A 9,667-nucleotide genomic window follows, 5' to 3' on the forward strand; every position below is an offset into this window, starting at 1 on the left:
ACAAAGCTCTGAAGCTCCCAAATCAGCTCATAAAATCGTAACGCTGAATGGCGGAATCACCGAAATTGTAGCCGCTTTAGGTCACGAAAAAGAAATCGTGGGAACCGACGTGACAAGTACTTTTCCCGAATCTCTTAAATCGACAGCTAAAGATCTGGGACACGTAAGATCAATGACCATCGAACCGATTATGGCAGTTTCTCCCACCTTAATTTTGGCTTCCGATAAAGACATCAATCCTGAACTGATGGGGAAAATTAAATCTTCCGGCATCAAAACAGAAATTTTTAAACAGGAATTTACCGTTGATGGAACTAAAAAACTGATCGCCGAAGTAGCAAAAGCAGTCGGAAATACAGATTATCAGAAACTGAATGATAAAATTGATGCCGATCTGAAACAGATTCAGCCGATTGCCAAAAAACCGAAAATCCTGTTCATCTACGCAAGAGGAAATATGCTCATGGTTTCAGGAAAAAATACACCGATGTCTTCTTTAATTGAAATTGCAGGCGGACAAAATGCCGTTAATGATTTTGAAGATTTCAAACCTTTAACGCCGGAAGCCGTTGTAAAAGCAAATCCCGATGTATTATTCTTCTTCACAAGCGGATTGCAGGGAGCGGGAGGAAACGAAGGAGCATTAAAAATGCCGGGAGTTTCCCAAACCAATGCCGGAAAAAATAAAAAAATTATTGCCATGGACGGCGGTCTTGTTTCCGGTTTCGGACCAAGATTAGGACAGGCAGCAGTAGAATTAAACCAACTTCTGATTGAAAGCACCAGGTAAATTATCCGTTTACATCATCATAAGCACCGTATTGCTTTGCATCATTGCAGTAGGGTCGCTTAACACCGGAGTTTACGATTTCGGAGGTCAGTCTGCATTCACTGTTTTACAAAAAATAATGAACGGAGATCAGTCGCTCTCAATGAGTGATAAATATGTTGTATGGGATGTAAGAGCAGCCAGAATTGTGATGGCGATCCTTATTGGAAGTATGTTGGCGGTTTCCGGAACAGGTTTGCAGGGATTGTTCAGAAATCCTCTGGCAACGGGAGATTTAATCGGGCTCACTTCCGGCGCAACCCTGCTTGCAGCCATTACCATCGTTTTGGGAGGATATTTCAGAGAATTTCTTCCTGAAGCTGTACAGTTTTCATTGGTGGGGATTGCTGCTTTTATCGGATCTTTTATTTCCATGCTTCTGGTGTACAGAATTTCAACCAGCGGCGGTAAAACTAATGTCGTAATGATGTTATTATCGGGAGTTGCCATTACAGCGATCGGATTTTCGATTACAGGTTTCCTGATTTACATCTCAAAAGACGACCAATTGAGAGATTTAACGTTCTGGAATTTAGGAAGTTTAGCTGCTGCAACATGGACGAAGAATATTATTTTGGGAATCGTTCTGGTTATTTCGTACACGGTTTTACTGCCAAAAGGCAAAGCGTTGAATGCAATGATGTTAGGCGAAAAAGATGCACAGCATTTGGGAATTAATGTAGAAAGATTAAAAAAGCAGATCATCCTTATTACGGCTTTAATGGTGGGAAGCTGTGTGGCATTTTCGGGAACCATTGGTTTTGTCGGGCTTATCGTTCCATATATTTTAAGATTTTTGTTTAAATCAGACTATGCTGTTATTTTACCGTTATCAGCGGTGTGCGGAAGCATTTTATTATTAACGGCAGATACTTTCAGCAGAAGTATTGTGGAACCTTCGGAACTTCCGATCGGGATTTTAACCGCCTTAATGGGAGGTCCGGTTTTCATTGCGATTTTAGTTAAATTTAAAAAATCACTGTTATGATAAAAGCGCATCAGATCAGTTATCAGCATAAAACCTTTCATATTTTGGATTCGGTGGACGTTCATCTGGAATATGGCGAATTTCTGGCAATTGTAGGTCCAAACGGAGCAGGAAAATCGAGCCTTCTGAGTATTCTTGCCAATGAAATTAAATCTGAACAGCAGATTGTATTTAAAAACAGGCATATCAACGACTGGAATGTGAAAGAGCTTTCAAAACACAAAGCCAAATTTTCACAGCACAACAGCAACGATATTCCGCTGGAAGTAAATGAGGTCGTGATGATGGGACGTTATCCGTATTTCGATGCACAGCCCAAAACAGAAGATCATGAATCGACAAACCGGATGATGAATGAAACGGATATTCTGCATTTAAAAGAAAGAGAATACAACACTTTATCGGGAGGCGAAAAACAGCGCGTTCATCTTTCGAGGGTTTTTGCGCAGCTTCAGAACGAAATTGCCCACAAACTTGTTTTTTTAGATGAACCTTTAAATAATTTAGACATTAAACATCAGTACAAAGCATTGGAAATCATTAAAAATTTCACCAAAAAAGCCAATTCTGCGATTGTTGTTCTTCATGATCTCAATCTTGCCGCACAATATGCCGATAAAGTTTTATTAATGAAATCAGGAAAAGTTACTGCGTACGGAACTCCGGAAGAGGTTTTCACCGCTGAAAATATCCGGGAAGCCTACAATTTTCCGTGTACGATCTGCAATCATCCGGTAACTTCGCACCCAATGATTATTTTTGGATAATATGGATACAGAAAAACTGAAAATATTAGCACAGAATCTCGCCCATCCTCAAGGAGAAAAAGGAATCGAGATCGGCGAAATGATGAATGAAACCAACATCGGAATGACGTTGGAAAGCATACAGACCCTTTTAATAGAAGACAATGAGCACATTCTGGAAATCGGTCATGGAAATGCAGGGCATGTCAGAAATATTTTAAATAAAGCTATAGATGTAAAATATACCGGAATTGATATTTCGGAAACCATGCATCACGAAGCCATAAAACTGAATAAAGATTTTGAAAATCAGGCTGAATTTATGCTGTATGAAGGAACAGAACAGCCTTTTGAAGACAAAACATTCGATAAAATATTTACCGTAAACACCGTTTATTTCTGGGAAAAACCAACAGATTTTCTCAATGAAATTTACAGAGTTCTGAAAGACAATGGAACATTTGTTCTCACTTTCGGACAGCGGGATTTCATGGAAAAACTCCCTTTTACGCAATTCGGTTTTACGTTGTACAATACCGATGAAATGGAGGAAACCGTTTCCAAAAGTTATTTTAAAAGAATGAAAATTTCCGAACGGCAGGAAGAAGTAAAAAGCAAAACCGGAGAAGAAACCATCACAAGAAATTATACAATTTTAACCATTAAAAAATAAATAAATGAGCACATTAGTAAACGATCTGAAGGAAAAATGGGAAGCTCTTAAAGCTGAAAATCCGCATCTGAGAATCCGAAATGCCGCAGCAGAACTGGGAGTAAGCGAAGCAGAACTGTTGGCAACCAGCGTAGGAGAAGGCGTAACGGTTCTGAAGCCGGAGTTTCAGAATATTTTAGCAGAAGTGGAGCAGTTAGGAAAAGTAATGGCGCTTACACGCAACGAAGAGTGCGTTCACGAAAGAAAAGGAGTGTATCTGAACGGCGATTTCAGCAGTCCTCATGCACAGCTTTTCGTGGGAGAAGATATTGATTTAAGAATTTTCCTGAATCACTGGAAATTTGCTTTCGCAGTGGTGGAAGGAGATAAAAAAAGCCTTCAGTTTTTCGGAAAAGACGGATTGGCGCTGCATAAAATTTACCTTACCAAAGAAAGTAACGAAGCGGCTTTCGATGAAATGGCAGAAAAATATAAAGCAGAAGAGCAGAACGGATCTTTCGATTTTGAAAAAGCAGCTCTGAAAGCAGAAGAAAAACCGGATGCGGAAATTGATGTAGAAGGCTTCCAGAAAGCATGGACAAATCTGAAAGATACCCACGATTTCTTTATGATGACCCGAAAATTCGGAGTGAGCAGAACGCAGGCGTTGAGACTGGCTCCGGAAGGTTTTGCAAAGAAAATTGAAAGCTCAAAAGTCGTAAATGTACTGGAAGACGCATCGGAAAAAGAACTTCCGATCATGATTTTTGTCGGAAACAGAGGAATCATCCAGATTCATACGGGAAATGTGAAAAAAACACTTTGGCATCAGCAATGGTTCAACGTGATGGATCCCGATTTCAATCTGCATCTGGACGTAACCAAAATTGCGGAAGCATGGATTGTGAAAAAACCCACGGAAGACGGAGAAGTGACCGCCATTGAAGTTTTCAATAAAGAAGGCGATTTTATCGTTCAGTTTTTCGGAAAAAGAAAACCCGGAATCCCGGAATTACAGGAATGGAAAGACCTCGTTGCAGATCTTGAAAAATAAATTGAAATAGTTAGATAGTTTCTTTAAGCCGTTTTGTTTTTTACAGGCGGCTTTTTTTAATTTAAACGCAAATGGCACGAATGCTTTTCACAAATGATACGATATTTAACGCGAAGAACGCGAAGTCTTTTTGACTTAATTGAGCATATTTTTTTGTTCGCAAAGGCACTTCGTTCAGCAAATGATAGAACTAGCCATAGCTGAGTGAATAGTTTATACTGAGCTTGTCGAAGTACCTTTGCGAACGAAAAATATCCTCAATAAACTAAAAACAAAACTTAGTGATCCTTGCGTGGTAAAAACAAATCAACGTTACATTGTGTCATTCGTGTTTAAAAAAACAACAGAAAATTAAATAAAATTTTTTCAATTGCATTCACTCTTAAAATTTTAACGCAAAGTAGATATTTTAAGGTAAATATTTTAAAGTAAGCGAAGTTATTCAGATTTCATCTGTTATTAAGCGAACGTTTTATGATTACATTTGGTAATGTCTTAGCTGAGTGGTTCGTTCTATCATTTGCTGAGTGAAACGCCTTTGCGAACGAAAAATATCCTCAGTAAGCTAAAAACAAAACTTAGCGATCCTTGCGTTATAAAAATAAATCAACGTTACATTGTATTATTTGTGCTTAAAAAACAACAGGAAATTAAATAAAATTTTTTCAATTGCATTCCCTCTTAAAATTTTAACGCAAAGTAGATATTTTAAGGTAAATATTTTAAAGTAAGCAAAGTTATTCAGATTTCATCTGTTATTAAGCGAACGTTTTATGATTGCATTTGGCAATGTCTTAGCTGAGTGGCTCGTTTTATCATTTGCTGAACGAAGTGCCCTTGCGAACGAAAAAATATGCTCAATAAGCTAAAAACAAAACTTAGCGATCCTTGCGCGCTAAAAATAAATCAACGTTACATTGTGTCATTTGTGTTTAAAAAAACAACAGAAAATTAAATAAAATTTTTTCAATTGTATTCACTCTGAAAATTTTAACGCAAAGTAGATATTTTAAGATAAATATTTTAAAGTAAGCAAAGTTATTCAGATTTCATCTGTTATTAAGCAAACGTTTTATGATTACATTTGGCAATGTTTTAGCTGAGTGGCTCGTTCTATCATTTGCTGAACGAAGTGCCTTTGCGAACGAAAAATATCCTCAATAAGTTAAAAACAAAACTTAGCGATCCTTGCGTGATAAAAATAAACAACATTACATTGTGTCATTCGTGAAACCATTTGTGACATTCGTGTTTAAAAAAAACAACAGAAAATTAAAATTATATCGTGATATTTGTAAAGCCATTCGTGTTTAAAAAACAAAATTAAAATGAAAAACCTTTTCACTGCCTTTTTTCTTACTGTTTTCTGTTCATTTCAGGCACAGCAATTTAAAGCCTATCAGTTTTACGACAAAAAAGGAAAATCAGTAAAGCCCGAAAAACTCATCAGACAACTGGCTGATTACGACGTGGTTTTCTTTGGTGAAAATCATAACAACTCCATCAACCATTGGTTACAGCTTAAAGTGACGGAAGGGTTATATGCTCAGAAAAACGGACAGCTTATTTTAGGTGCTGAAATGTTCGAAAGAGACAATCAGCCGCAACTGAATCAATATCTCAACGGGAAAATAGACGCGAAAACACTGAAAGATTCCGCAAGACTCTGGAATAATTTCACGACCGATTATAAACCTTTGGTTGATTTTGCCAAAGCAAAAAAACTAAACTTCATCGCAACCAATATTCCCAGAAAATACGCTTCCCAAACCGCCAAAGAAGGTCTGGAATCTCTGAATAATTTATCTGAAAAAGAAAAAAACTATATCGCACAACTTCCCATAAAAGTAACGCTTGAAACACCGGGTTATCCTGAAATGAAAGCGATGATGGGCGATCACGCAGACGGAACCAAAGTGATGAATTTTATTTCCGCTCAGGCAATAAAGGACGCGACTATGGCGGAATCTATTTTAAAGAATCTGCAATCCGGAAAAACATTCATTCATTACAACGGAAACTATCACAGCAAAGAATTTGGCGGGATTTACTGGTACATTCAACAAAAGAATCCGAACCTGAAAATGGCGGTCATTTCTGTTTTTGAATCGGATGATCCTGAATTAAAAGTTCCTGAGAAAGATTACATTCCCACCGATTTTAATCTGATCATTCCCAGTGATATGACGAAAACGTATTGAGAAAGAGCCAGGTAAAAAGTTAAAAGTAAAAAGCTATGTTTTCATTTAGATTAAAGTGTGTGAGAATTTAAACAGATTCTTCCTTCGTCAGAATGACAATGATTCGTTTAAAAGACAATGAAGTCTGCATATTTTTCATTGCTTTTTACCAAAAAATTAATTGGGTTTTAACCAAAAAATACAAAACTTAGCCTGCAATATTTATCTTTGCAAAACATTCAGAAAAATGAAAAAAATATCCCTTCTTTTCATCCTTTTCATCGGTTTGATGAACGCTCAAAAACTGACACCAAGCGAAATTTCCATTATTAATCAGGGAGATAAAAATTCTGCGTTGCCGATTTATCAGACCACAGACGAAAATCAGCACAAAACATTATTAAACCTTTCTGCAGAAATCGATCCGTTGGATAAAAACACGGCAGTTTTAGTCGGTAGAATGAAAGAATCTTTGCTTTCCACCGATGGCGGAGTGGGAATTGCCGCACCACAGGTTGGAATCAACAGAAAAGTAATCTGGGTTCAGCGTTTTGATAAAAAAGGCGCACCGTTGGAATATTTTATCAATCCTGTCATTGTCTGGAGATCAGAATTACAGAATTTAGGTCCCGAAGGCGATCTTTCGATTCCCGATTTCAGAGATCAGTTTTACCGAAGCAAAGTCATTCAGCTTGAATATGTCGATTTAAAAGGTCAGAAATATTCAGAAATTGTGGAAGGTTTTACAGCCGTTATTTTCCAGCACGAAATCGATCATCTTTTCGGAATTTTAATTTCAGACAAAAAAGAAAAAGAGAAAAACGATTCTTATCAGAAAGTAGATGCTTTTAAGAAGAGCGATTCAGGGATGAGGTAATTTTACTGATATTATTCTATCTTATAAGTATAATTTTTATGTAAATCGATTTTAAAATTTTTACCATTTAAAATTCCTGAAATTGTTTCTGTATTATCCTCCAGAATTTCTTTTATTCCCAAATCAAATTCTTTGTGATGATTAGGACAAAAAACAATTAAGTTTCCTAAAATACTTTTCCCTCCTTTAAAAACCGGTTTTATATGAGCAACTTCAACATAATTCACGCCTTTTTCGGTAGGAATAGTTGAATTACATTCTGGAAATTGACACTTATAATCAACAAGTTTTTTTAATAATTCTACTATTTTTTTATCTTTTCGTAATATTTTATCAATTTCATGTACTTTTCTTTCTGGATTAATAAAAAGCATTTTATTGTTTAATTCTCTAATTTCTTTATAAAGAGATATCTTCTGATTGACTTGAGAAAAAATTCCTTTGTTGTCCTCGACGTATGAAAATAATTTTAGCGAGAAATCATTGTTAGTAATATTTTGAAATCCGATTCCAAAATTTCCGCAAAATTTTTTGAAGCTTACAAAATCAGGAAAATTATTGAGCAAAATTGGTTTTTTTAAATCTTGACCTGTTCCTATAACAATTATTTTGTCTAAATTTTCTTCATAATCTTCGATTTTAAAGCAACTCCATAAATAATAATTTTTAATTTTATTTTCAGTTTTTCCTACAATTAGAAAACAAATTCCATTAGTTGCTTTTTTAGCTGTCTTCTTTTTGGTATAAATCCAAGAATCATGTTCTTTTATATCATCATTAAGAGTAATTTCTGAGATTAAAGAATTAAAATCTGTCTTTTCAGTTGGAAAACATCTCAGTTTATCAGCATTATGATATTGAATGTAAAAGTTATTCTGGTTCATTAGTTTTTAAATTTTGTTGTTATCTAAATTTACAGAGTTTTTTTGTTATGATCAATATCTTCTGATCTGCACATTCGAAACATTTCTGATCTTAATTTTTCTTCCGGCTTTTTTCAGCAAACCGGTTTCAGGATTTCTTTTAAAAACCGTAACATTATTCGTTGCCGTATTGGCGGTGATTAAAAATTGTCCGCTTGGATCGAGATTAAATGTTCTCGGATGTTTTCCTTTTACAGACTGATAACCGATTGTTTTCAGACTTCCATCGTCCTGAATCGAAAAAATAGCAATATTATTTTCTTTTCCTCTATTGGAAGCGTACAAAAACTTTCCGTCCGGCGAAATATGAACATCAGAACTTTCAAAATCTCCTTTACAGGTTTCAGGATGGGTAAAAATCCTCTGAAGCGGTTTCAGTTTTCCGTTTTCGTAAGCATAAACACTGACTGCACCGCCCATTTCTTCAATACAGTACGCGAATTTTCCATTCGGATGAAAAGTAAAATGTCTCGGTCCGGCTCCCAAAGTTGTTTTTACAAAAGGAATTTCAGCTTCCTGCAAAGGTGTATTTTTTTCATTGTTAAAACGATAAGCGCGAATTTTATCCGCTCCGAGATCAGGCAGAAATAGATAATTAGAATCCGGAGAAAAAACGGTGGAGTGGATGTGCGCACGATCCTGTCTGTCGGAATTTACACTTCCTTCCGAAAATTGTATATTCTGCACAAAAGGTTCAAGAGTTCCGTTACCTGAAATCGGGTAAACAGAAATGCTTCCTTCCGTATAATTTCCGTTAACGAGCCATTTTCCGCTTGGATGAACCGTAAGATAAACCGGATTTTCACCACCGCTGCTTTGTTTACTGATGAACTGTAAAGTCTTTTTATCGGGATTAAATTCAAAACTGCTTACACTTCCGCCGTTCTTTGTTTTGCTTTCCGTACACGCAAAAAGATATTTTCCATCCGGCGACAAAGCTAGAAAAGACGGATTTGAAATCCCCGAAACAGAAGCAATTTTTGATAATTTTCCGTTTTGCGTGTTCAATTCATACACATAAATTCCCTCCGTTTCTATTTCCCAGTTAAATGAACCGAAAAAAACATACGTATGTTGAGCATACAACTGAAGACAGCTAAGAATTGTGATGAATAAGGTGAAAAGTTTTTTCAAATGATTATTGTTTTTAATGAATTTCTGTTTAAACTTTTTTACCGAAAAAGATGTAAAAGATTGTAACACTTTAGTAGTTTAAGTTTAATACTTAAATGGAAAAAAGAGCACATAAGTTAAAAAAAATAAAGATTTTTTTTCTTTGGGCAATTTTTGAAAAACCTTGATTAAATCCAAAAAAGCTTTTTGGTAAGTTTTTTGGGTTAAAAAACCGGAAAAAACAAAGCTGAAACTCCATTAAAAGCATAAAATTCCTATTGCCGCCTTTTCCTTGAAAAAAAAAA

General features: G+C 35.8%; 10 protein-coding genes. 7 read left to right on the forward strand and 3 right to left on the reverse strand.

Going from position 1 to position 9,667, the window contains the following annotated elements:
* From WFK35_RS16630 to WFK35_RS16660, 7 genes are all read left to right on the forward strand, one after another.
* Positions 1-790, forward strand: a 790-nt coding sequence (locus tag WFK35_RS16630) for a heme/hemin ABC transporter substrate-binding protein (protein WP_336733519.1), incomplete at its 5' end; no start/stop codon positions are given.
* Positions 774-1,817, forward strand: a complete 1,044-nt coding sequence (locus WFK35_RS16635; protein ID WP_235131223.1) for a FecCD family ABC transporter permease — start codon at positions 774-776, stop codon at positions 1,815-1,817. The genes WFK35_RS16630 and WFK35_RS16635, both read left to right, overlap by 17 nt.
* Entirely contained in the window at positions 1,814-2,584 is a 771-nt protein-coding gene (locus WFK35_RS16640) for a heme ABC transporter ATP-binding protein (protein ID WP_336733520.1), read from the forward strand. Before WFK35_RS16635 ends, WFK35_RS16640 begins: the two co-directional genes overlap by 4 nt.
* A gap of 1 nt (position 2,585) precedes the next feature.
* Positions 2,586-3,236, forward strand: a complete 651-nt coding sequence (locus WFK35_RS16645; RefSeq protein WP_336733521.1) for a class I SAM-dependent methyltransferase — start codon at positions 2,586-2,588, stop codon at positions 3,234-3,236.
* A gap of 4 nt (positions 3,237-3,240) precedes the next feature.
* Positions 3,241-4,269 carry a hemin-degrading factor gene (locus tag WFK35_RS16650; RefSeq protein WP_336733522.1) on the forward strand — a complete coding sequence of 343 codons (1,029 nt, stop codon included), beginning with the start codon at positions 3,241-3,243 and terminating at the stop codon, positions 4,267-4,269.
* A gap of 1,328 nt (positions 4,270-5,597) precedes the next feature.
* A complete protein-coding gene (locus WFK35_RS16655; RefSeq protein WP_336733523.1) occupies positions 5,598-6,470 on the forward strand; it encodes a ChaN family lipoprotein in 873 nt (290 codons plus the stop codon).
* Between the two features lie 226 nt (positions 6,471-6,696).
* A complete protein-coding gene (locus WFK35_RS16660) occupies positions 6,697-7,326 on the forward strand; it encodes a peptide deformylase (RefSeq protein WP_336733524.1) in 630 nt (209 codons plus the stop codon).
* A gap of 11 nt (positions 7,327-7,337) precedes the next feature.
* On the opposite strand, the gene WFK35_RS16665 is transcribed toward WFK35_RS16660, so the two are convergent.
* From WFK35_RS16665 to WFK35_RS16675, 3 genes are all read right to left on the reverse strand, one after another.
* Positions 7,338-8,210 (reverse strand): hypothetical protein, encoded by an 873-nt coding sequence (locus WFK35_RS16665; RefSeq protein WP_336733525.1) that lies wholly within the window; start codon positions 8,208-8,210, stop codon positions 7,338-7,340.
* A 51-nt stretch (positions 8,211-8,261) separates the two neighbouring features.
* Positions 8,262-9,383 (reverse strand): lactonase family protein, encoded by a 1,122-nt coding sequence (locus WFK35_RS16670; protein WP_336733526.1) that lies wholly within the window; start codon positions 9,381-9,383, stop codon positions 8,262-8,264.
* A gap of 91 nt (positions 9,384-9,474) precedes the next feature.
* Positions 9,475-9,667 (reverse strand): hypothetical protein (locus WFK35_RS16675; RefSeq protein WP_336733527.1); only part of this gene is annotated, 193 nt, incomplete at its 5' end.

It is taken from the genome of Chryseobacterium sp. VD8 (assembly GCF_037149975.1).
GTDB classification, from domain to species: Bacteria; Bacteroidota; Bacteroidia; order Flavobacteriales; family Weeksellaceae; genus Chryseobacterium; species Chryseobacterium indicum.